This window comes from Marinobacter zhejiangensis (assembly GCF_900114775.1).
Taxonomy (GTDB): domain Bacteria; phylum Pseudomonadota; class Gammaproteobacteria; order Pseudomonadales; family Oleiphilaceae; genus Marinobacter; species Marinobacter zhejiangensis.
This window is the reverse complement of record NZ_FOUE01000004.1, coordinates 303,859-328,052: the sequence shown is the minus strand read 5'-3', so window position 1 is coordinate 328,052 and position 24,194 is coordinate 303,859. Positions and strand designations below refer to the sequence as shown.

Annotated in this window: 16 protein-coding genes; 4 read left to right on the top strand and 12 right to left on the bottom strand. The window is 55.1% G+C overall.

Going from position 1 to position 24,194, the window contains the following annotated elements; translation table 11 throughout:
- Window positions 1–104 precede the first annotated feature (104 nt).
- Window positions 105–1,046 carry a DUF6160 family protein gene (locus BMZ67_RS14325; protein WP_092023894.1) on the bottom strand — a complete coding sequence of 314 codons (942 nt, stop codon included), beginning with the start codon at window positions 1,044–1,046 and terminating at the stop codon, window positions 105–107.
- 196 nt (window positions 1,047–1,242) lie between these two features.
- Window positions 1,243–1,806, bottom strand: coding sequence for a hypothetical protein (locus tag BMZ67_RS14320; RefSeq protein ID WP_092023893.1), 564 nt, complete (start codon window positions 1,804–1,806; stop codon window positions 1,243–1,245).
- Between the two features lie 135 nt (window positions 1,807–1,941).
- Here BMZ67_RS14320 and BMZ67_RS14315 point away from each other — a divergent pair, with 135 nt between their 5' ends.
- Window positions 1,942–3,270: an anthranilate synthase component I family protein gene (locus BMZ67_RS14315; RefSeq protein ID WP_092023891.1), complete on the top strand. Its 1,329-nt coding sequence runs from the start codon at window positions 1,942–1,944 to the stop codon at window positions 3,268–3,270.
- 74 nt (window positions 3,271–3,344) lie between these two features.
- On the opposite strand, the gene thrH is transcribed toward BMZ67_RS14315, so the two are convergent.
- A complete protein-coding gene (gene thrH / locus BMZ67_RS14310; RefSeq protein WP_092023889.1) occupies window positions 3,345–3,953 on the bottom strand; it encodes a bifunctional phosphoserine phosphatase/homoserine phosphotransferase ThrH in 609 nt (202 codons plus the stop codon).
- 182 nt (window positions 3,954–4,135) lie between these two features.
- On the opposite strand from thrH, the gene BMZ67_RS14305 reads away from it, so the two are divergent.
- The gene (locus BMZ67_RS14305) at window positions 4,136–4,858 is read left to right on the top strand and encodes a phosphoadenylyl-sulfate reductase (protein WP_092023887.1); all 723 of its coding nucleotides are present in this window, start codon (window positions 4,136–4,138) and stop codon (window positions 4,856–4,858) included.
- 89 nt (window positions 4,859–4,947) lie between these two features.
- On the opposite strand, the gene cysB is transcribed toward BMZ67_RS14305, so the two are convergent.
- Window positions 4,948–5,925, bottom strand: a complete 978-nt coding sequence (gene cysB, locus BMZ67_RS14300) for an HTH-type transcriptional regulator CysB (RefSeq protein ID WP_092023885.1) — start codon at window positions 5,923–5,925, stop codon at window positions 4,948–4,950.
- A gap of 231 nt (window positions 5,926–6,156) precedes the next feature.
- Here cysB and BMZ67_RS14295 point away from each other — a divergent pair, with 231 nt between their 5' ends.
- Window positions 6,157–8,862 (top strand): winged helix-turn-helix domain-containing protein, encoded by a 2,706-nt coding sequence (locus tag BMZ67_RS14295; RefSeq protein WP_245749990.1) that lies wholly within the window; start codon window positions 6,157–6,159, stop codon window positions 8,860–8,862.
- Between the two features lie 225 nt (window positions 8,863–9,087).
- Here BMZ67_RS14295 and dinG read toward each other — a convergent pair whose 3' ends face one another.
- The 8 genes from dinG to BMZ67_RS14255 all read right to left on the bottom strand — a co-directional run bounded on the left by dinG (window position 9,088) and on the right by BMZ67_RS14255 (window position 23,424).
- The gene (gene dinG / locus BMZ67_RS14290; protein ID WP_092023881.1) at window positions 9,088–11,238 is read right to left on the bottom strand and encodes an ATP-dependent DNA helicase DinG; all 2,151 of its coding nucleotides are present in this window, start codon (window positions 11,236–11,238) and stop codon (window positions 9,088–9,090) included.
- Window positions 11,238–12,011 (bottom strand): general secretion pathway protein GspB, encoded by a 774-nt coding sequence (locus tag BMZ67_RS14285; RefSeq protein ID WP_092023879.1) that lies wholly within the window; start codon window positions 12,009–12,011, stop codon window positions 11,238–11,240. Before BMZ67_RS14285 ends, dinG begins: the two co-directional genes overlap by 1 nt.
- Window position 12,012: 1 nt before the next feature.
- Entirely contained in the window at window positions 12,013–13,707 is a 1,695-nt protein-coding gene (locus tag BMZ67_RS14280; RefSeq protein WP_092023877.1) for an ExeA family protein, read from the bottom strand.
- A gap of 125 nt (window positions 13,708–13,832) precedes the next feature.
- The gene (locus BMZ67_RS14275) at window positions 13,833–15,320 is read right to left on the bottom strand and encodes a DUF3336 domain-containing protein (RefSeq protein ID WP_092023875.1); all 1,488 of its coding nucleotides are present in this window, start codon (window positions 15,318–15,320) and stop codon (window positions 13,833–13,835) included.
- Window positions 15,321–15,364: 44 nt separating this feature from the next.
- Window positions 15,365–16,132, bottom strand: coding sequence for an MlaA family lipoprotein (locus BMZ67_RS14270; protein WP_092023873.1), 768 nt, complete (start codon window positions 16,130–16,132; stop codon window positions 15,365–15,367).
- A gap of 298 nt (window positions 16,133–16,430) precedes the next feature.
- Window positions 16,431–17,552 carry a beta-ketoacyl-ACP synthase III gene (locus tag BMZ67_RS14265; RefSeq protein ID WP_092023871.1) on the bottom strand — a complete coding sequence of 374 codons (1,122 nt, stop codon included), beginning with the start codon at window positions 17,550–17,552 and terminating at the stop codon, window positions 16,431–16,433.
- A gap of 105 nt (window positions 17,553–17,657) precedes the next feature.
- On the bottom strand, window positions 17,658–21,581 hold the full coding sequence (hrpA, locus tag BMZ67_RS14260; RefSeq protein ID WP_092023869.1) for an ATP-dependent RNA helicase HrpA: 3,924 nt from the start codon (window positions 21,579–21,581) through the stop codon (window positions 17,658–17,660).
- Between the two features lie 169 nt (window positions 21,582–21,750).
- A complete protein-coding gene (locus BMZ67_RS14255) occupies window positions 21,751–23,424 on the bottom strand; it encodes an AMP-binding protein (protein WP_092023867.1) in 1,674 nt (557 codons plus the stop codon).
- Window positions 23,425–23,697: 273 nt separating this feature from the next.
- On the opposite strand from BMZ67_RS14255, the gene BMZ67_RS14250 reads away from it, so the two are divergent.
- Complete coding sequence (locus BMZ67_RS14250; RefSeq protein WP_092023865.1) at window positions 23,698–24,183, top strand: MaoC/PaaZ C-terminal domain-containing protein; 486 nt, start codon at window positions 23,698–23,700, stop codon at window positions 24,181–24,183.
- Window positions 24,184–24,194: the final 11 nt, after the last annotated feature.

Sequence of the window (24,194 nt, the reverse complement as noted above, 5' to 3'; positions counted from 1 at the left end):
GGCCCTTTCTTTTTGTCGATGCAAACCACATTGGGCACAAACAAGCGCCCATAAAAAAACCACCCCAAAGGGTGGTTTTCTCTCAGCCGAAGCTGAAGATCAGCTTAGTGACCGTAAACAGTCATCTGAGCATTTACAGCAACGTCGGTCATGTAAACATTACCGATACTTGGGTTGGCTGCGTTACCCATACGAATGTTGGTCAGATCCAGGTCACCAGAGAAGTTGTTGACGTTGAATGCCAGGGCATCTTCGCCAGCAGCGTTGGTGGCCAGGCCGATATCAACCTGAGCGTGAGCGAAAGAAGTGTCAACCGCACCACCACCGATGTTCAGGTTGTTGGTGTCAGCACCACGACGGTTGTGCAGCTCGAAATCCAGGTAAGTGCCAACGAAGTCAGCGTTCAGAGTGCCCTGAGCGTTGAAGTAGGCGTTGATGTTCATCACGCTGGTGTCTTCCTGAATCACGATGTCGATCGGACCCAGCAGACCAGTGATGTTCATATTAGAAACCAGAGTGGTTCCAGCGGTAGAGGCCAGGTCGCCAACAGTGCTGGTGCTCTTAGCCAGAGACACGCTGCCTACGCTAACGCCGTAGTCGATCGGCATGCCAGACACAGAACGCAGACCAATAACCAGGTCACCGTCTTGAACAGTCGGCATAGTGTCGCGACCAGGGTTAGTGTCGGACCAAGCTACAACACCGCCGCTAGCAGCAGCAGCGCCAGTCAGGTACTGAGAGCCCATAGCTTGAGCACCAGTGTCAGCGATACCGCCAGTACCAGCAACGTCGATGTACACTTTAACGTCATCAAGAGCAGTTCCAGGAGCCGCACCACCGATGGTCACGCCAGTGATGGCCAGGAAACCGTCGTCCTGATAAGCGATTTCGCCAACGCTTACTTCGGCAGACAACTCAACAGTGATACCGGACTGACCGGTAACATCACCCATGGCTGCGTCGTCGATAGCGCGCAGTTCAGCTTGGGCGGCAAAAGGTACAGCTGCAACCGCAGTTGCCAGAGCAATTTTCTTCAGGCCTTTCATAATTGTTCTCCTTAGTAAGGAATATTTCTATTATTTTTGTTGCGATCATTTTTTCCTTAACCGCAGGATTAGTTTTGCAGACCCGTGAGGGGGAATCTGAGATCCGGCGCACAATAATTAACTAACCACTTACACCCAATTACATTCCCCTGAGACTCGTTTCACTTTTTTACAAGAACCGCGTCTCACTTCACCGTCAGTTGGCTTCAACCCCAGCATTGTTCTCCGCAAAAACGATCGGGTTAAAGCTGCCAAACACCCCTTCACTATACTGGTACCCTTCGTCAGTTTCGGTATAGCGGGTGGCTAAGACCTGAGAAAACCCACCCAGGTACTCTAGTTCAATATTAATCTGGGGCTCCTCTGCGTCACCTGTCGCTTGGTACTTGTAGACGACAGCCGACCCCAGAATACGTCCGGCCTGGGCCTGCGTACCCAAAGCGGTACGAACAGTGTTAAGCACCAACGGAGCGTTGAGGTTCTCAACTTCTTCGCCAGGGCGAACCGCCCAAACGTATTTGATATCGCCATTTGGGAACAGCGCCAGGCCGAAGGGGGCAAAGTCGCCATAGTATTCAAGTAAAGACTTGGCCTTACTCAGCGCATTCTGTGCAATAAAACGGGTATTTCCCTGAACCTCTTGAGCAATCTGCTCAGCCGTTGGCTGGGCCGGTGCGTCTTCCTGCTGCGCCAGAGCCATCGATGAAACAGAAAACAAGCTCGCTGCAACAACCGAGCAAATTAGTCCTGACTTCTTCACAGGTCCTCCTGATTTATCATTGTTTTGACCAAAAGTGATTCCAATCGATCGAATCCGCGTTTCACGGGCCCGAATCTTTGAGATAATGACGGACTTTCTCGCTTCAAATGCCGTTACGACCAATCAAAGCACCCCATGTCCGAACGCCTTTACATCCTGCACCTTGATTCACAACAACACCGTGATCGTTTTCTCACTGCGATCGCGTCCCTACCCGGCTTTGTCTGTTTTGGTAACGGTGAATGGCAGGGAGATCAGACCCAAAGCTGGATGGCCGCACAACCTTCCATGCACATCGCGAGCGACGGGCAGAGTTGCGACGACATTGAACTACAGCTTGAGCAAGTCGGTGCCAGATTGAAGCCAGGTCAGAAGCTGGCGGGGATTTTTGAGTATGAGGCGGGCTACGGAATAGAAAAGGCGCTCCGGCCACTGGCTCCAGCAGGCGCCCGCCCCGCTATCAGGGCTGCGCATTATGGCTGGTTCCTGACCCCGACGGCAGACCCATTGAAAATGGAGCTTCACCTGTCCTCTGAGGCCGACCCGGATGTCACCACACGGCTTGAGCAACTGGTAATGACCGCCCGTACATCGGGCCAGGAAGAGTCACTTACCATTGCGCCGTTTTCACAAGATGAGCCGGGCGAACGTTTCAAGGGCAATGTTCTAAAAATCCTTGATTACATCGTGGCCGGTGACTGTTACCAGGTGAACCTTTCCCACCGGTTCCAGGCACGCTACCAGGGCAACCTGTGGCTGGCCTATCAACACCTCACCCGCCGGTTTCCGACCGCGCACTCGGCGTACGTGAGCATTGACGGAGACCCCGTGCTGTCGATATCGCCAGAAAGTTTCCTGGAGATCGACCAAGGGCATGTGGTTACCCGCCCCATTAAAGGAACACGGCCCCGCGGCAAAACCCCGGAAGACGACCAGAAACTCGCCCAGGATCTGCTGACCAGCCCCAAAGACCGGGCTGAAAACATCATGATTGTCGACCTGTTGCGAAACGACCTCGGTCGCTTTTGCCAACCCGGCACCATTCGCGCCGACCAGATCCTCTATCTTGAGAGCTATCGCAATGTGCATCACCTGGTGAGCACGGTCACTGGCGAACTTGATCCGGCGATTCACCCTGTAAAAGCGTTAGCCCAGGGCTTCCCGGGGGGCTCGATTACCGGCGCTCCCAAAATACGCGCCATGGAAATCATCCGCGAACTCGAAGTCAGTCCCCGAGGCCCCTATTGCGGCTCCGTTTTCGCGATGAATCCACGGGGTGATCTATACAGCAACATCGCCATCCGGACCCTGTATGCCCGCGGCGACACGCTTTATTGCCATGGCGGCGGGGGTATTGTTGCGGATTCCAACCCCGATTCCGAACTTCAGGAGACCCTGGACAAAGTTGGCCCGTTAATGAATGAACTGAACCTCGCGTTTGGCACTGCAGAAAACAAGGGCTAAGCGAACCAAAAAAGAAAGGCCGCTTCAGTTATCCTGGAAGCGACCTTTCATATCATCACCGGCTTTCGCTGGCTTCAGAAACGATTGCTAAGACGCAGGAAGGTCTCTTTCAGCGCTTCGAAGTCATGAACGGCCGGGAACTGCGGGAATTCGTCGATCACATTCTGGGGTGCGTGGAACAGGATGCCTTCTTCGGCCTGAGCCAGCATTGTGGTGTCGTTATAGGAGTCGCCCGCCGCAATGACCCGATAGTTGAGCAACTGGAATGCGCGTACGGACTGCCGCTTGGGGTCACGCTGGCGCAACAGGTAGTTGGTGATGCGACCGTTTTCAGCCACTTCGAGCTTATGGCACAGCAGCGCAGGAAAGCCCAGCTTGGCCATCAATGGCATGGCAAACTCATAGAAGGTGTCTGAAAGAATAACCACCTGGAAACGTTCACGAAGCCAGTCCAGGAACTCTCGAGCCCCTTCCAGAGGATCAAGCGTACCGATAACTTCCTGGATTTCGTTCAGGCCATAGCCATGCTCGTCCAGAATGCGCAGACGCTGAGTCATAAGCACATCGTAGTCCGGAATATCACGGGTGGTTGCCTTGAGCTCCTCAATTCCCGTTTTCTCGGCAAATGCGATCCAGATTTCTGGGATCAGTACCCCTTCAAGGTCAAGGCAAGCGAGTTCCACTGCGATCTCCTAATTTCTGTCTATAAACGGGCTGATGCCCCAGATGAAGGTCGTATGATAGAAAAATCCGTAAGCGAATGCACCGGCCTTGGCACCGGTATATCGATATACCGCCATTTTCTTTCGGTAAATACCAGCACAATGGTAGATTTGTCACACACTTACATAGACTCAAGCGTGCCATGACCGATATTGAACAGCTTCAGCAGGAACTCGCAGACCAAAGCCCTCGCGCAATTCTCAAGGCCGCGCTGGCTCGCTACGACAACATTGCCATCTCCTTCAGCGGAGCCGAGGACGTCGCGCTGATCGAGCTTGCCCATAAGCTAACCGACAACCTCCGGGTGTTTACCCTTGATACCGGCCGGCTTCATCCGGAAACCTATGAGTTTATTGACCAGGTTCGAAAGCACTACGGCATCGAAATCGAGGTCATGTTTCCAGAGTCGACCGAGGTCGAAGCGCTCGTTAAAAAGAAGGGTATGTTCAGCTTTTATGAAGATGGGCATTCCGAGTGCTGCGGCATCCGCAAAGTAGCCCCCCTACGCCGGAAGCTGGCAATGGTTGATGCCTGGATTACCGGGCAGCGTAAAGATCAGAGCCCCGGAACTCGCAACGACGTCCCGGTTGTACAGATCGATACGGCGTTCTCGACCGACGACAAGCAGCTGATCAAGTTCAACCCCTTGGCCAACTGGTCATCGAAGGAAGTGTGGGACTACATTCGGATGACTGAAGCTCCCTACAACAAACTCCACGAGAAAGGCTTCATCAGTATCGGTTGCCAGCCTTGTACCCGCCCTGTCCTGCCTGGGCAACATGAACGGGAAGGCCGCTGGTGGTGGGAAGAGGCGACCAAAAAAGAGTGCGGCCTGCACGCTGGCAACATCATCGCCCACGACTGACCGCCAGCGTCTATTCCGCCACCTACAAAAAAGGCCCACTCTGGGCCTTTTTTAGTGTTATCCGCTAACACAGCAACTCACTAGTAGGTCTAGTAGGTCGGAAGCTCCACGTCGTCGAACAACGCCTCCAACTCCATTCGGTTGCCCTGATGGGACACCGCCTCATCAACCCGTTCCTTGGTCAGGTGCGGGGCGAAGCGCTGGATGAAGTCGTACATGTAGCCCCTCAGGAAGGTGCCTTTGCGGAAGCCAATCCGGGTAACGCTCGGGCGGAACAGCTTGCTTGCATCCAGGCACACCAGATCCGAGTCGACCTTCTCGTCATAGGCCATGGAAGCGACAATCCCTACGCCTAGTCCCAAGCGAACGTAGGTCTTGATCACATCAGCATCTGCGGCGGTGAATACGACTTTCGGGGTCAGCCCACGGGACTGGAATGCCTCATCAAGCTTGGATCGACCGGTAAAGCCAAAAACATAGGTGACCAACGGGAACTCGGCCAACTCTTCGAGACTCAGGGTGCTTGCCTGTGCCAGCGGGTGGTTTCTCGGCACAATGACACTGCGATTCCAACGATAGCAAGGCATCATGATCAGATCGTTGAACAACTCCATTGCTTCTGTTGCGATGGCGAAGTCTACCGCACCGTTGGCCGCCATCTCCGAGATCTGCATGGGCGTGCCCTGGTGCATGTGCAGGGATACGTCCGGGTAGGCCTCAATAAAGCCCTGGATAATGGGAGGTAACGCATAACGGGCCTGGGTATGGGTGGTGGCGATACTGAGATCACCCTTGCGTTGGTTACTGAATTCCTGGGCAATCTTTTTGATGCCCTCAACGCGCCTCAGGATCTCCCCTGCTTCACGGATGATGGTTTCACCACCGGGCGTAATGCGCGTCAGGTGTTTGCCACTCCTGGCGAAGACCTCGATACCCAATTCGTCTTCAAGTAGCCGGATTTGCTTGGATATACCAGGCTGCGACGTAAACAGACTTTGAGCCGTAGCAGATACATTCAGATCATGGTGCGCAACTTCCCATATATAACGCAACTGCTGTAATTTCATCGACTCGGTCGCTCCTTCAATGGCATGGGGTAATAACCAGCGAACTTTGCACACTGACTACAGCCCCAAGAATACGCATAAAAACTTTATTTTTCATACTTTTTTAGAATACATAGCCCTTGCTCTGTCAGTTTAGACCAAATCTCAACGAGCGCCCGCTCAACTGGTAACAAAATGATCTAGCACCCCTTGACTTCACCGGCTCAAATCAGACAATTCATTGAAGCAACAATGTCGTATACAGCTCCCATGCTACTGACCACAAAATTTCTCAAGCCAGCAGCGGATGTGCGTGCCGTTAATCGGTCCCGCCTGCACCGTCTGCTGGACCCAAGTCCTCCGAAACGCCTCAACCTTGTTGTGGCACCCGCGGGCTATGGGAAAACAACCCTGGTCAGCCAATGGTGCGTCGGGTTAGCGGAGAATGTCGCCTGGCTTTCGCTGGATGAGAACGACAACTCCCCGAGACGGTTCTGGCAATATGTGATTGGGGCTGCACAACACAGTGGCGTAACCGGCACAGACCAGCTCAGCCGCCGGCTTGCGAGCTTTGAAGATCACGAGATGGAGGGTGCCGTTGCCGGCCTGCTGAATGCTCTCACTCAAACCCCCGCACTCAGCACGATTGTCCTGGATGACTTTCACCTGATTCAGGACCCGAAAATTCACCGGCAATTCGCCTACTTCATTGACTACCTCCCCCCCGGTATCACCGTGACGATAACGTCTCGAACCGAGCCGGAGTTACCACTTGAGCGATGGCGCGTCCGCCAGTGGGTGACCGATATCCAACCCCAGGTACTGGCGTTTTCGGAATCCGAATGTCGCCATTTTTTTCGGGACTACATGGCACTGTCGCTGTCCGATGAAGAATCTCGCCAGATATGGCGGCAAACAGAAGGCTGGGTGGCGGCCATGCAGCTAACCGCCTTGTCAGGCCGAAGCCCCGACAACGCCGATGAAAGCCCCAAGACACTCGAGGTCGGCGGCCAACAAATCAACCGCTACGTATTCAGCGAAATTCTCGATCAGCAACCCGAAGACATCCGCCAGTTCCTGCTCGATACCGCTATGACCTCGCGACTGTCCGGCTCGCTGTGTGACGCCATGCGGGCCAATAGCGACAGCCAGGCCTTTCTTGAGCGGCTGATTCGACTGAACCTGTTTGTGATCCCGCTGGACAGCAAAAATGAATGGTTCCGTTACCACGACCTGTTCAGGGATGCCCTGCTGCAACGTGCACGAGCCCTTGACGGCGACCGGGTTAATCTTCTTGAGCAGAGGGCTGTCGACTGGCTTCTGACACACGACCATGTGCAAGAAGCCGTTGCTCAGGTTATTTCAAGGAAAGACTGGGCAAGACTCGCAACGGTGCTTGAGCAGCACGGAAACAACCTTATCCAGGGTGGGCACCACCTCCCGGTGCTAGAGTGGCTCCAGAAGCTCCCATCGGATATTTTGATCAACCGCCCCCAACTACTCATGGTCAGGATCTGGGGGCTATTCTTTGCCAACAGGCTGTCGCAGATCGAAGTTCAACTGAGCGACCTTGAGGATATCCTTGACCGCCGCGTCGCTGACTCCCACCCCGATGCAGAGGGTGCTTTAGCCCTTCATAACGAGATCTCGCTGATCCGGTCTTATATCGCCCGCTCGAAAAGCGACGATAAAAGCGCACAAGACCTGACTCAGCAGGTACTGAGAGAGATTGACCATACCCGGATTCCGCTCAAGTCGGTGACTTACTATGGGCTGGGTCTCGACTATTTTGGTCAAGGCGATCTTGGGGCAGCCGAAGAGGCCCTCGCCGCCTCCGTCCGTTATGGCCAGCTGGAGCGCAAGGCCAGCACGGTGCTGTCTAGTGGTGGGCTACTGGCGTGGATTCAGTACAGCCGTGGTGAGATTGATCAGGCGCTGGAAACCTCCACTGACATCCGCACCTGGGTAGACGACCACTTCTATGATCCCTCACAACCGCGGCTGATCTCCTGCTGGCAGAACAGCACGCTGGTCGAAATATACCGTGAGAGGAAAGAGAAGGAGCTCTCGGATGCCAGCCTGCTTCCGTTACTTGATCACCTGGAAAATGGCACGGAGCCCGGACAACATGTTGTGATCCAACACGTTCGAGGGCACCAGGCGTTCAGCGAGGCGCGCTATGAGGATGCCATCTTAGCGCTGGAAGACGCAGAGTCAGTGGCACGGCGGCGCAGGGAACATATTGTGTTTGAACCGCCCGCCAGTGGAGCACTCCTTGTTCGTTGTCACCTCGCGGCGAATGAGGTTTCCAAGGCAAAAGCCTGGCTGCGTGATTGGCAGCAACGCCCTCAGAGCAGCCCTCTCAACGATTGCCAAAATGCCGTCAGTGCGGCACGGGTCCATATCAGGCTGGGGCAGTTTGACCTGGCGTGCACGTTACTCGCCGACTTGCTAACAAAGGCCGAGGCTGAACAAAACAGCCGCCTGGTTATCGAGGTGTTGCTTGTCTATGCCTCATCGCTTGGGGCTAGTGGCCAGCTGGAAGAGGCCCGCAATATGCTCGAACGGGCCCTCGACTATGGCGCAGAGGGAGGCTTTTTTCAGATTTTCCTCGATGAACCGGATTCACTAAAGACCCTTTTGCTTACAACTCAGGGCATTCAGGGCGCTGGTCACTGGCACACCCGGCTACGGGATGCGCTCGAAAAACGGGTTGGAAAACTCCCCCGCCAAACCACCAATGGTGCCGGATCCGACGGCCTGATTGAACCGCTCAGCCAACGTGAGCAGGAAGTGCTGGGGTTGATCAACGAAGGGTTAGCCAACAAGGACATAGCCGAGAAAATGGCCGTTGCAGCAACAACCGTAAAGGCCCATATCCGGAATCTTTACGGAAAACTTGACGTAGGAAGTCGCACCGAGGCACTGGCTAAAGCCCGCCATATTGGCCTCCTCTAAGCAAACCGTGACATACATCACACTTTTCCGGGCAATATCTACGCCCCCTACGCCCTTTGGACGATCCGGTTACGCCCCTACTCCCTTAAGATAGCTTCAACGGTGAGGGAAACTTCACTGGCAGAATTCTGAAATTCAGGCCTTCAGACTTCTTCCACACTTGTGAACTTCAGGTTGTTAGCCCAACCAACTTCCGACAGAGCCAATCCATGATTGGCTCTTTTTTTATCGTTCGATAACTCGCCGAAACGGCGGCAAGGCATCTAACAGCAACTGACCGTAGCGACGCGCGACAATACGGCGATCGAGAATGGTTACTCGGCCAGTATCCTGCTCTGTCCGCAAAAGCCGGCCAACCGCTTGCACTAACTTCACTGAAGCGTCTGGAACGGTGATTTCCATAAACGGATTGCCACCACGCCCCGTCACCCATTCAGCCAGGCTCGCCTCAATCGGGTCATCCGGCACCGAGAATGGTAGCCGCGTGATCACCACATGCCCAAGATAATGCCCCGGTAAGTCAATGCCTTCCGCAAAACTCGCCACACCGAACAAGACGCTGGGTTTGTCTGCATCGACCCGCTCGCAATGCTGCTTGAGCACCTCACCCTTTGCCATGTCGTCTTGGGTAGTAATCAGGTCGGGGAAATCTGGCGCAAGTGCGTCCCGCACGGCATGCATCTGGCGGCGGGAGGTGAACAGGACCAGCGTGGCTTTTTCGCCAGCCCAGAGATCCGGCAAGCGTTTGACCAAGGCTTCCGTAAAGTCGTCGTCTGTCGGCATCACGGACATGGCAGGAACCTCCACCGTTGCCATTTCCGCGTAACGGAAAGAACTTGGCACCACCAAAAAACGACTGTTTTCTGGCAATCCAGCGCGGCTTTGAAGCCGGTCAAAGCGGCCAAGGGCCGTCAATGTGGCGCTGGTTAAGACAGCGCCATAGGCGCGCGACCATAATCGACTATAGAGTAGGCTATCCGCCAAGACCGGACTGCTAAACAGGGTTATATCCTCAGCATGGTCCCAACGTTGCTTAACGGTCCAACGGGCAGGCGGAGGGATTTTGTAACGCCCCTCCTCCGGTTCATACTTTTCACACCAGGCGGTCCAAAGCCGGTACTGATCTTCAGCGCGACTGTGAAATGCACCAATAACTGGAAACCAGGCTTCAGCAGTAGCTCGATCAACGTCGTGATCCTTCTTGTCATCGAACGCCTTCTGAAGCTCGTCAGCCAAGACACCGAGTTGCCGAACCAGCGTGGCTGTACTGACCTGGGCTGTTGCTGCGATTTCGGTCAAGGCATCCGGCAGGTTTCCTTCCGGGTAACGCCACTGAGCGGAACGCCGCTCGTCGTTCATGTCCCACGGGGTTTCACCATCTACCTGACTGTATACCTGTACCAGTACACCATCGACGTCCCGCGCGGATGCACTTATCTTATCAACGGTTTTCGCGGCCAGTGTCCCTGGCGAAAGAAATGGGGGGATCTTCGCCAACGCTTGGGAAAGCTGCTTCAGCCATTGACGGGTGGCGTTCAGCGGAACCGATGCCGCGAAGTGGTTTAGCGCCTTGTCCGGCAGGTGGTGAGCCTCATCAAAAATGAACAAGGCATTCTCTGGCTCTGGCAGGATCGCGCCGCCTCCCAGCGCAAGGTCGGCAAGGACCAGGTCGTGGTTAGCAACAACCACATCAGCATCTTCGAGCCCCTTTCGGGCGTCGAAGAACGCGCAGCTGTCAAAATAGCTGCAATGACGGTTCGTGCATTGACGGTGGTCTGTTGTCACCTGCCGCCAGGTCTCATCCGGAATCTGAGTTGGCCAGTGATCACGATCTCCGTCCCACTCGCGCGAACCATAACGTGCCAACATATCCTCAAAGAACGCCCGGGTACCCGGCTCTTCGTCTGAAGGGTCGTCCAGGAGAAAGAGCGGCATTGTATCGCTATCGCCTACGCCTTCCTCATGCAATCGGGCTTCCAGACGGGACATACAGAGATAACGTCCTCGCCCCTTGGCAAGACTCCAGTTGAATTTCAGATCGGTGTGCTTGCGCAGGTCTGGCAGATCCTTGTTGACGATCTGATCCTGCAGTGCGACGGTTGCCGTGGAAACGACCAGGGTCTTACCGAGCGCCCTGGCAATGGGAATTGCCGCAACAAGATAGCCCAGTGTCTTCCCGGTACCAGTGCCGGCTTCAACCACACACGTCGCTGGCGCTGATGTACGCTTGCCGTCATTGGCCGTGATATCCCCTATGTAGCGGGCAATCTCCGCAATCATCAGGCGCTGCCCGTACCGAGCTTTCACACCTTTGCCGGCAAGAATGGCGCGGTACGCTTGCTGGATTTCTTGCTTAACAGTGTCAGAGAGGGCCATCAGTGGGGGCTAATCCAGTCACGAACCACGCCAACACGGAAACGTGTCCCGGCCTTGCTGAGCACAACCCCCTCTTCAGAAATCCGCTCAACGCGCAGCCCGTCGAAGCTGTCGCCGATGCGGAGGTAGTGATCATTGATCATCACCCGTCGCGCCGCTGGCTCCGAGGCATAAACATGGCTGTTAAAGATCAAATCAGGTATGCCCTTTTGAAACGACATCGGCAGCTCCACCAGGTGGGGAACACGATCTCCTACCCCATAGGCGTTGTCGTTGTAGTCTGAATCACTCAATGGTTGATAGCGGCTGGCTGACGGCACAATAACCGTCGGGCGCTCAGTGATCTCGGGTTGGTCGGTTGACGCCTGGGCCAATGTCGGCTCCTCATCCACCAATGGCTCCGATACCGATGGCTCTGCCACCACCAGATTGCCTGGAACTTCAATTTCCGCAACTGCATCGCCAATCTGCACCTTAATGGTGTGGGTGGCCGCCGGCTGGGCAGCCGGCTGTACCGGTGGTAAAACAACCGGAGGTGGCGTCTGTTCTGGCTGCGTCTCTGGCTGGGCCACTACCGTCGGCATTCGCCCAGGCCAGAAAACATAGGCCAACACAACGGTGTTGATGGTCAGGATCAGCCCCAGCCAAACACCGGAGGACACCGGCTTACGTTTGGGCTGATGAATCAGCTGAACCTGCTGCCCGAGATCAGGAACCTTACCCTGCTGTCGTTCAGATTCTGACTTGCGAAGTGCATCCAGGATGTAGGACATGTCAGTTCAGACCTCCGCCTGTCACCAACGGTGGTACCAGTCGTGGTACCCCAGGGTTGAGATCGCTGTTAACCCGGATGAGGGTCATAACTCCGGCAATGCCATCGACGCTAAGCCCCACTTTTTCCTGGTACCAACGAATCTGGTCACGGTAACCCATGCCCAAGACCTCGGTCCGCTCAACGGCATCACCGGCATAACGCTCCGCCAACTGCATTAACTGGGAACTCAACCAGATTTCTTCGCCCTGCTCAGTATTCCCGGCAGCGCCATCACGAAGATAGGGAGGAAGGCGCCAAAGGATCGTAAAGTCGCCATACCAGTAATCGTCTAAGGAATGGAACGGTACCTCAAGCATCTCACCGTCGTGCTGAACCAGTTGAACTCTGCCCTGGTCAAGCGAAGCCACCGTGACAAACGTCGTGTTGCCATCCTCATCCTGCAGCTGCAGCACCGCTGGCCGATTCAGCCGTTCCAGGCTCTTCCGTGTCCCTTCGCGGTAAAGGCATTTCAACCCACGCTGTTGAGCATAATCGCACGCCACAGGGTAGTTCGATGCGACGTAATCCTCCCCCCAAAGGCCAAACAGAGCGCGAAACGCTTCGGTTTGAGAGAAGGTATTCTCTGACAGGGAAAACTCAGGAGACGGAACGCTAGGCGCCATCTCTTCCGGGGCACTGGGTGCGGACTCTGGTTCAACAGGCACCGACGGTGTGGAGGCCTTGTCTGTTCCCGGCAAGGCTGGCTCGTCAACAACCCCAACGATGCCCGCGCCCGCCAGCCAGTCTGGCTTTAACAAAAACGCTCCACCGGCAATCAGCGCCAGCATAACCAGTACGCTGGCAACCCGGGCCAGCCCCCAGCCCGTCCCTTTTTTGTTCGTGCGGTTCGGCGCACCAACGACTTCTTTGGCGGCCTGCCGAACGTGCTGTACACCTACCTGGTGTTCACCTTCGGAGTAGGCGCCCAACAAAGCGCGGTCGCTGATGAGGTTGATCAGGCGCGGCGTTCCAGAGCTTAACCTGAATAGCGCTTTAACCGCTGCTGGCGAGAATATCTCGCCCCGTTGCCCTGCGACCGTCAGGCGATACCGGAGGTAAGAGGGAAGCTCTTCCCGTGTCAGTGAGTCCAGGTGGTAGCGTGCTGTAACGCGCTGGTTCAGCTGTCGCAGTTCTGGACGTGCCAGCATCTCGATCAGCTCGGGCTGGCCCAGCAGGATAATTTGTAGGAGCTTTTTCTCGGCCGTTTCCAGATTGGTGAGCAATCGCAGTTGCTCCAGTACATCGGACGACAGGTTTTGAGCCTCATCAATCAGCAAGACCTTATGGCGCCCGGCGGCATGGGCCTCCAGCAAGTCCTTGTTGATCAGGTCAACCAACTTCTTGATCGATGATCCCGCCGGATGAGCTATACCAAGCTCGTCACAGATGCTGGATAGCAGTTCGCGCGCAGACAACCTGGGGTTCAGGATAATAGCCATGTCGACATGCTCAGGCACATTATCAACAAAGCATCGACTGACCGTCGTTTTTCCGGTACCCACTTCGCCCGTAATCACGATAAAGCCGCCATGACCACTCACCCCGTACATGAGGTGCGCCAGTGCTTCCTTATGGCGGTCGCTCAGATAGAGGTAACGAGGGTCGGGAGCAATCGAAAACGGGGGTTCCCGGAAACCGAAAAAGTCGTAGTACATGGATGTCCAGTCAGGTGCTTGGCCAGAATCTCAGGCAGACCCACGCCAATCTGGGTCCGAAATATATCGCCGTATCATACCGTTCCGACACCGGCCACGCCATCTTCCCAGCAATCCATCATCGATCAGTCGTTCTGTCCATCAGAACCAGTCACTAGCCGCAACTCACCGTCAAGACGACTGACCTGGCCTTTGAGGCGTGCCACGCAACGTTCCAGTGTTTTGGAGATGCGGGCATGTGAGCGAATCATCGAGATCTTTGGCCAGGTGGCTCGCTCCCCTTCCAGAATCAGCTGCCGGATAAAATCGGGATCGGGGTTAGAGATCATTTTTCGGTAGTGCCGCAGGCCGTAGTTCGGCGCAATGGTGACGTCACCGAAGTAGCGCTGAGCCATAATGGTGTATAGATGGCCCGACACCTGCCGCATCAACTCAGGACGCATCCGCTTTCTCAGGTAGTCAAACACACCCTGACCGTGGAACTGAACCTCGGATTTGAGTATGTGCATCGGCAACTGCCGCAACCCGAGTTTCTCATCTTTGCCCTTCCGGTTAAGGAACGGCACGACATGGGGATTTGTCTGGCTAACGATGGTGAAATTCACGTCGTAAAGGTGCATCAGGCGCTCGATTGGAAGATCGCTTACGACCGAGCCGTCAACAAACTGCTGCCTCGCCATGTAAGGCAGCACACTGCCGTGCAAATCCTTTTTCATCAGCGTGACCGGAGGGAAGATGCCCGGCACGGCTGCACTGGCCAGAACCGCGCTCCAAACCAGAAGGTACGGAGAAGTGTAGCCATTCAACAACCTCGCCTTCTGGTGGCTCAGTGTTGGCGAGACGCTCACGTTGATGGAGCGGCCCGACTTCTGATAGGCCTCTTCAAACGTATACTCACCGATATTGCCTCGCAGGCAACTCTTGAGCTGGCCCTGGTCCATCAGCCCCCCACCCCTAAGCGCGGAAAGCAGTCCATTCCACTTCCAGGCGTTCAGGCTATGGTTCTCCGGCACCAGCATCTCCGGGATTTCGGCATCGGCATGCACCCCGAGCATGCCGGCAATAATCGCTCCAACGCTGGAGCCGGCAACCACCTGGGGAAGCAACCCCTTTTCCCAAAGGGCTTTGATCACCCCGAGATGAAACATGCCCAAGGTTGCACCACCGCTGAGCAATAAGGTGGGACGACCAAAACTGGTCAGCGTGTCACGGAAAAACTGCAGTTTCTCACGCGCTGGGAAACCGGGGATCGGCTTATTGCAAAGCAGTTCCAGAGATTCGCAAACCTGATTGATGTATTCCTCAATCAGGTGCTTGGTACCGACATGGGATTGGGAGTAAAGCGCGGGGTTTCCGATGTTACCCAGATCGTGATGGAGCCCCTCTCTGAGCGCCCGCTTCAGTCGATCAAAGTCGGATTGCTGATGGTATTGACGCAGACTGCTTAGGCGGTCGTATATGAGTTCGTAATGGTAAAGGTCAGAGGAGAACGTCTCCTTCCATTCGACATTCCGCTCCAAATAATCTAACTCTAAAGCGGCGGCCTTCCAGACTTCATAGTTTGGTGCTGTCGCCAGCATCTTCCGGTATCTTCGAATTCGGGTATCGGCCATCGAGACACTCCCTACTCTGTCCTGTTGAAACCTTCAGAAACCGATCAGAAATCCTCTAACATCAAATCTTCGCCATCCTGGGCAAACGGATCAACCACCTGGCGACCGTCGTTAATCAGGAACTCCCGGCGCTGGAGGTAGGCATTGCGCACAAAATTGTATTTATCGCCGGACAAAAAGCTTTCCGCGGGAATCAAATCTGCCCGGATATCGACAAGCTGCACACCCCTGGCGTAATAGTTTTCAGGACTGTCCACGGAATCCCAGGGCGATGGCAACACGAAGATATCGGTCATCAACCCGGTAAAGTCTCGTGGGTTGGACGGCCCCAACAACGGCATCATCAGGTATGGGCCACTTCCTACCCCCCAATAACCAAGGGTCTGACCAAAATCTTCTGGCCTCTCCGGAAGGTCGAATGCAGTTGCCACATCAATCAATCCACCCAGCCCAAACGTGGTGTTGTAGGTAAACCGACCAACGGCAACGACGGCGGACTCCCCTTTCAACTGAAAAATGCTATTGACCAGATTTTTGATTTCGCTGAGGTTGTTGAAAAAATTGGTCACTGCCCGGTCCGCAAAGTTGGGCATCACGGTCCGGTACCCCTGGGCAACTGGGCGCAAAAACCATGAATCGACAAACTCGTTGAAACCGAAGACTTTTCTATTCCAGCTTTCGTAGGGGTCGACTTCGGTCGTGGCAGGTTCATCTTCGGGCCCATAGGGTTGGGCCTGCCCAACCGCAGCCATGAGCAGCAGTGCAATCAATGCTAGAGGGGTCAATAAGCGTGTACTGAGGGGCTGATTCATGCCAGTCCTGAGTCGTCTTGTCCGTGTCCGATTATCCGAATTGCCGGGTATTGTATCAGTCCATTATCCACAGCGGTTGGGGCACCAGTATCCGGTAAACCCGTTAGCCCGACGCTCCGAATTTCTACGCCTGTGACACCCGCTCAATCTCGACGCACAAATCTACGCGGGAAAGCCTGCCATTACCAGTGGTGGCTAGAAGAAGGCTACGCAAAAAACGTAGGAATGGATAGGAAAAAACGGGAAATGCCGACTACCGGGTATTCATTTTGGCCCGATAGTCGGATAACGGCGTATCTTACCGGCGTCGAACCAAAACACTGCCAATGGAGTAACCAGCACCGAAGGAACAAAGGATGCCTAAATCCCCACTGACAAGATCAGCCTTGTGCTTATGGAACGCAATAACCGAACCGGCGGAACTGGTGTTGGCATACTCGTCCAGAATAACCGGCGCTTCGTCTGTGGTCGCGTCGCGGCCGAGAACCCGACGAGCAATCAACTGGTTCATATTAAGGTTGGCCTGATGCAGCCACATACGCTTGAGGTCTTCCGGACTCAGGGAAAGACTGGCCAGATGCCCCTGAATGGTCTCTGCAACCATAGGGGAGACTTCCTTGAAAACCTTCCGGCCTTGCTGGATAAAGAGCTTGTCAGGCTGGCCAATACCAGATTCATCCGCCCGATTGAGGAAACCGAAGTTATTGCGGATATTGTTGGAGAACTGGGTCTTGAGCCGCGTTCCTACAACGTCAAAGCCTTTTCCTTCCGCGACCAGCGAGTCACGTTCGACCAAAACCGCAGTGCAGGCATCACCAAAGATAAAGTGGCTATCACGATCCCGGAAGTTCAGGTGACCTGAACAAATCTCGGGGCTGACCACCAACACAGCACGGGCAGTGCCAGTTTCGACGGCATTCACCGCTGCCTGGATGCCAAACGTAGCGGAGCTGCAGGCAACGTTCATGTCATAGGCAAAGCCGTTGATACCCAGCGCCTGCTGAACTTCAACCGCCACCGCCGGGTACGCCCGCTGCATGTTGGAACACGCAACGATCACCGCATCTACGTCTTCAACCGACTTACCCGCCTGCTCCAGGGCTTCGTTACAGGCGATAACCGCCATTTCACATTGAACGGACGGCTCGTCATTACTGCGCTCCGGAATACGCGGGCACATCCGCTCCGGATCAAGAATACCTTCGCGGTCGATCACATGGCGACGCTTGATGCCCGATGCTTTCTCAATGAACTCTGCGGAAGAAGGCGAAAGCGCATCCATCTCGCCCCGGGAAATTTCGTCGCTGTGGCGGCTATTGTGGAGCTCTACAAAGGCGTTGAAGGCCTCGACCAACTCTTCGTTGCTGATCGTTGCTGGCGGTGTGTAAAGTCCGGTACCGCTAATGACGGCTTTATTCACGCGTAACCCCATGTCATGTTTTATTGATTAAATGATCGAACCGCACCGATATTAGCACATTCGGCAGCGAGGTCCGTGTATACCTGTGTCTAAGGCTATGTTCGGCTAGCTCTTTACACTCGCCCACTGCTTGTCGAGCCGCTTCACTGAAACCGGCATCAGCGTACCCAGCTGCTGGGCAAAGAAAGACACCCGATACTCTTCCAGCATCCACCGGTAAAGGACCAATTCCGGATCACGGAGGCCTTGGCGCTGGTGCTGTTCACGCTTTTTAGCATAGCGGGACCATAACGGTTCGATGCTGTGTAGAAACTCTCGTTCGCGGCCCATCTCCCGCGGCATTTTTTCAAATCGCAGCGCCGCCGCCTCAAAGTAACGCCCGAACTGCGCCAGCCAATTCCCGGGGGTATTGACCAGAAACCCTGGATAGACCAACTGCTCCATCTGGAATTTCAGATCAGCCATGCTATTCGCCAGGGCAAGGTTGATCTTCCCTTTGAGCTGCTTCATCACCGCATGATACCCCTTCAAGGCGGCATGCAATTGCTGACAGTCCTTCTCCAGTGCCGGAATGAAGTCGCCCCGGCGGTCATTATAGATTTGCTCAAACGCCTGAAGATCTCTCGGCAGCTGGTCGGCCAGGAAATGACTCATGACCGAGGCCAAAAGTAGATCATCCAACAGCGCCCGAGCCTGCCCGACCGGTGCAAACAACAGCGCAGCAGGCTTAAAGTCCTTCAGCCGCCGATCAATGCCTTCCAGAGTATTACCCAACCGGTTGATTAAAAGCCTGGCAATTGCCTTGCGGGTTTCGTCTTCCGCAACAACCGGATCGAGGAAGCGGGTCAGGCGGACACGATGCCCCAAATCTTCGAGTGCAGGATAGACCGTTACCTGCATCCCCCCTTTTTCCTCCCGCAGTGACACAGCGAGGTGACCGAACTGCCAGTCTTCGGCCTCGACCGTATCCTCCGCCCTGGCCGAGACTGACGTGGCACTCAGAGCCGCTTCGGCCTCCGCTTCAAGTCTCTGCTGCAACTCATCCGCATCCCTTCCCTGCGCCAACACCTTCCCTTTGTCGCCAACGACCTTGACGTTCATTTTCAGGTGTCGTGGCAACGTCGTCGTATTCCAGTCCTGGTCATCGATGGTGACCCCGGTCATCCGACGTAACTGGGCGGCTAGCGTAGTGGTTAACGGCTCATTGGACGGAGACATGTTTTCCAGGGCCCGATCCACGAAATCCGGCACCGGAACAAAATTCCGTCTCAGGGACTTCGGCAATGACTTCACCAGCGCGATGCACTTTTCCCGAACCAGCCCGGGAACCAACCATTCCAACCGCTGATTAGGTAGCTGCTTCAGCGCCATCAGCGGGACCTTCACCGTAACGCCGTCATCGTCTCCGGTTGGCTCAAACTGGTAACTCAGCGGGTACTGCACTCCCTCCCAGTCCAGGTGATCCGGGTATTGCTGTTCAGCGCCCTGATCAAGCGGGCGTTGCAGGACATCGTCCTCACCCATCTCCATGGCCTTCAGCGCCTCAGGTGGCAGCGATTTCCACCACGTTTCGAAATGGGCACCACTGACAATGGTATCGGGCAGCTTGTGATCGTAGAACGAGACTAAGGCTTCATCATCCACAACCAGGTCACGCCGGCGAATCTTGTTCTCGAGGTTTTCGATATCTTCCAACAAGCCCTGGTTATGACTTAGAAATGGAGCCTTGCTGTCAAAATCTCCCTCTACCAAGGCGCGGCGAATAAACAGGTCCCGGGACACAACCGGGTCGATCTTGCTATAGACAACACGGCGACGCGGAACAATGTCTAGCCCATACAGCGACACCTTTTCAAACCCTACCACCTGAGCCCGTTTACGCTCCCAATGGGGTTCAAAGTAGTTGTGCTTGACGATATGCCCCGCAAGCGGCTCAATCCATTCCGGATCGATCTTCGCAACCATGCGGGCAAATACCCGACTGGTCTCTACCACTTCCGCTGCTACGAGCCATTTTGGCGCGGTTTTAGCAACTTTGGATCCAGGGAAGATCAAAACCTTGCGATTTCGGGTCGCGAGGTATTCCTTGTTCTCATGCTTCAGCGCAACCTGCCCAAGAAGCCCAGCCAGGATCGCCTTGTGCACAGAGACATAATTCGCGGTCTCTGAGTTGACCGGCAGCTTCTGTTCGCGACAGATAACCGCGAGTTGGCGATGAATGTCCCGCCATTCGCGCATGCGCATCCACGATAGGAAGTGCTTCGTGCATAGCTTCTTCAGCTGATTCTGGGATTGCTCCTGACGCTGTTCTTCATAGAAATTCCAGAGGTTCAGCAAGCTGATGAAGTCGGACTCCTTATCAACAAACTGCGCGTGCGCCTGATCCGCAGCCTGCTGTTTTTCCTGGGGCCGCTCTCGGGGATCCTGGATACTGAGCCCAGCAATAATCACCAAGGTTTCAGCAAGACTCCCTTGCGAAGACGCCTCCACCAACATCCTCGCCAGGCGCGGGTCCAACGGCAGTCGAGCCATGGTTCTGCCGAGTTTCGTTACCTTCCGGCCCCGGTCAACCGCATTCAGCTCTTCAAGCAGCTTGTAGCCGTCATTGATCAGCCGGTTGTCTGGCGCTTCGAGGAATGGGAATTTACGGATATCCCCCAGCCCACCGGTGGTCATCTGGAGAATGACCGACGCCAGGTTCGTGCGCAGAATTTCCGGGTCGGTGAATTCCGGCCGACCCAGGAAGTCGTCTTCACCGTAGAGCCGAAAGCAGATACCAGGAGCAACCCGGCCACATCGGCCGGCGCGCTGATTGGCGCTGGCCTGGGATACCGGCTCAATGGGCAGGCGCTGGATCTTCGAACGCACACTGTAGCGGCTGATCCGGGCTACACCGGTATCAATGACATAGCGAATGCCGGGAACCGTCAGCGACGTTTCAGCCACGTTGGTCGACAAAACGATCCGACGGCCACGGTGGGATTGAAAAACCCGGTTCTGCTCCTGGTTCGACAACCTCGAATACAGCGGCAATACCTCAGTGTGCTTCAAATCCACGTGACGAAGCTGCTTGCTCAGGTTCCGGATTTCCCGCTCACCCGGCAGGAACACCAGCACATCACCCGGCCTCTGCCCCAACTGGCGCTCATGGGCCTCGATTTCGTCAAGCGCTGCAAGAATTCCATCATTCCAGCCCTGATCACGATCCTCATCATCGCCAACCAAAGGTCGGTACCGGGTCTCAACAGGATAGGTGCGGCCGCTCACCTCGATCACCGGCGCGCCGCCAAAGAACTCGCTAAACCGCTCAACTTCGATCGTAGCCGAGGTAATAATGACCTTCAGATCCGGACGCCGGGGCAGCATCTGCTTGAGATATCCGAGGATGAAGTCGATGTTGAGACTTCGCTCGTGAGCTTCATCGATGATCAGGGTGTCGTAACGGTCAAGGAATCGATCATTCTGGATTTCCGCCAGCAGAATGCCGTCGGTCATTACCTTAACGCGGGACGACTCACTCGTGGTGTCAGTAAACCGGATCTGGTAGCCAATCTGGTCGCCCAGCTCCTGCCCTAATTCTTCCGCTATCCGGGCAGCCACGCTCCGAGCGGCGATACGGCGCGGCTGGGTATGGCCGATCAGGCCACGCACTCCCAATCCCATGTTCATACAGAGCTTGGGAATCTGAGTCGTCTTACCGGACCCGGTTTCACCCGCAACGATGATGACTTGATGCTGCTCCAATGCAGCAGATATATCCTCAACCCGTCCGGAGACCGGCAGTCCCTCAGGAAACGTGGCTTGCCTATGAGCCTCCCGCCGCTGGGTTACGATCGCCTTCCCTCGCGCCAACAAATCATTCAGGCGCTCGAACTCGTCGGCATTGGGACGCCCTTTACAGCGGTTAAGTCGGCGTCGAATCTGAGCAGCCTGCGATTGGTTACACTCATCCAATTGAGCGACAAGGGTGTTGACCTGTGCCTGGATTGCCGGCGAATCGAGCTTTGAGGGAGTATCTTGCTGAACCATTAAACGAAATTTCCGTTGGACTAAAACGTGCTTGCCATCCATTGAGGGAGAGTCGAAGGCTTTCCAAGTGTACCGCCAACCGCGTGGTCGTTGAACGAAAAAACCCTGCCGAAGCAGGGTTTTCTCAAATGCGAGTCTGCTTTAACAGACTCCCGGACGTCATCACCCGTTACTGGGTGACCTCATCACGCAGTTCCCGACGAAGGATTTTACCAACGTTGGTTTTCGGCAACTCTTCGCGGAATACGAAGGTCTTGGGCACCTTATACGCGGTCAGGCGCTCGCGACAGAACTCTTTCAGTTCCGCCTCAGTCAACCCACTGTCGTTTGCGACCAGGAAGACCTTGACCGCTTCACCACTCTTGCTGTCTGGCACACCAACGGCTGCGCATTCAATAACCTTCGGGTGGCTGGATACCACGTCCTCAATTTCATTCGGGAAGACGTTAAAGCCGGAGACAATGATCATGTCCTTCTTACGGTCAACGATACGGATATAGCCGTCTTCCTGGACCAGAGCCACGTCACCAGTACGCAGGTAGCCATCCTCAGTAAAGGACTTCTGCGTATCTTCCGGGCGCTGCCAGTAACCGCGCATGACCTGAGGTCCACGCACACACAGCTCACCAGGCTCACCGAGCGGCGTCTCATTACCTTCATCGTCGATCGTTTTCACTTCGGTGTTGCAGATCGGCAGGCCGATCGTGCCGATCTGAATAGCCGAAGGCGGGTTGAAGGTAACAACCGGAGAGGTTTCGGTCATGCCGTAACCTTCGGTGATTTCACAACCGGTGACACGCTTCCACAGCTTGGCCGTATCGCTGGTCAGGGCCATGCCGCCAGAGGCGGTCATTTTCAGCGAACTGAAGTCCAGATTCTTGAACTCTTCGTTGTTGCAAAGACCAACAAACAACGTATTCAAGCCAAGGAACGCAGTGAACTTATGCTTCTTAAGCTCTTTCACAAACCCAGGCAGGTCACGAGGGTTAGGGATCAGAATGTTATGGGCGCCACCTTCGAGCATGATGCCGCAGTTCAGGGTGAACGAGTAGATGTGGTACAGCGGGAGCGGAGCGATAACGACTTCACGCCCTTCTACAATGGTGTCGCCCAACATTGGACGGGTTTGCAGCAGGTTGGAAACCAGGTTGCCATGAGTCAGCATGGCACCTTTGGCCACACCCGTGGTGCCACCAGTGTACTGCAGAACAGCGATGTCATCCTTTTTGTGCTCGACCGGCGTAAATTTGGCCTTGCTACCGGCGCTCAGAACCGCAGGCAGACGATGCGCCTTGGGCAGGTTGTAGGCCGGGACCATTTTCTTGACATGTTTGACCACGGCATTCATCAGGGTGCGCTTCAGCGGCGAATGCATGTCTGCAACTTCGGTGACAATCACATGCTCGATGCCGGTGTGCGGCAGAACTTTTTCGGCGTTATCAGCCATGTTGGCCAGAACAACCAGCGCCTTGGCGCCAGAATCGTTGAACTGGTGCTCCATCTCCCGTGTGGTATACAGCGGGTTGGTGTTAACAACGATCAGGCCTGCGCGCATAGCGCCATAAACCACGACCGGGTATTGGGTCACGTTGGGCATCTGAACGGCGATACGGTCGCCAGGCTTCAGGTTGGTGTGGTTCTGGATCCAGGCCGCGAAATTACGGCTCTGGGTATCGAGGTCACGATAAGTCAGGGTAACGCCAACGGCGCTAAATGCCGGGCGGTCAGCAAACTTTTTAACGGACTGTTCAAGCACATCAACCATGCTCTGATATTTGTCCAGATCCACTGACCGGGGCGTGCCCGCGGGGTACTTATCCTTGTAAAACGTCTCGAAATCCATCACACCATCTCCTGTTCTCGTTTGTGCTTATTAGTAGTTATCAGGCCGGTTGCTCCGACGCTGGAACACAGGCCCTTATAAAATTCTGTCTGAATTCACTGATTCAATGGCGGCTGCCAAACGAAACGGTTTCGATTAGCACATAAAACGCTCAAAACGCAACCAGACCAAAGGATCAGCCTCGAAAATGAGGGCAGAGAATAGCAGTTTTGTGAGCGATGAGGTAGTTTTCTCCGAGCACCCATTCTTCGCACTCACAGAGCGGATCAGCACATGCAAGACACGCCTAAGATACTGAAAAACGTTACCTATGATGAACTAAAGATTGATGACAGCGCCACCTTCAGCCGTACGTTGACTGAGAATGACCTGGCTCTGTTTGCCGCAGTATCAGGGGACGTCAACCCCGTTCACCTTGACAGCGAATTCGCTAAAACGACCCTGTTTAAGGAACGGATTGCGCACGGTATGTGGAGCGGCTCTCTGATTTCAGCGGCCCTCGCCACCACCCTGCCAGGACCAGGCACAATTTATCTGGAACAGAACCTGGCCTTTAAGCGACCAGTCAAGCTGGGTGACACCTTGACCGTAACCCTGACCGTGAAGGAGAAGTTGCCTAAAAACCGGGTGATCATTGACTGTGCAGTCTGCAATCAAAACGATCAGGTTGTGGTCACTGGCGAAGCCAAGGTGATGGCGCCCACCGAGAGCGTGGAACTTGAAGCGCCATCACTCCCGAACATCACGGTTGAGGGCTAAGGCGCCCCTTG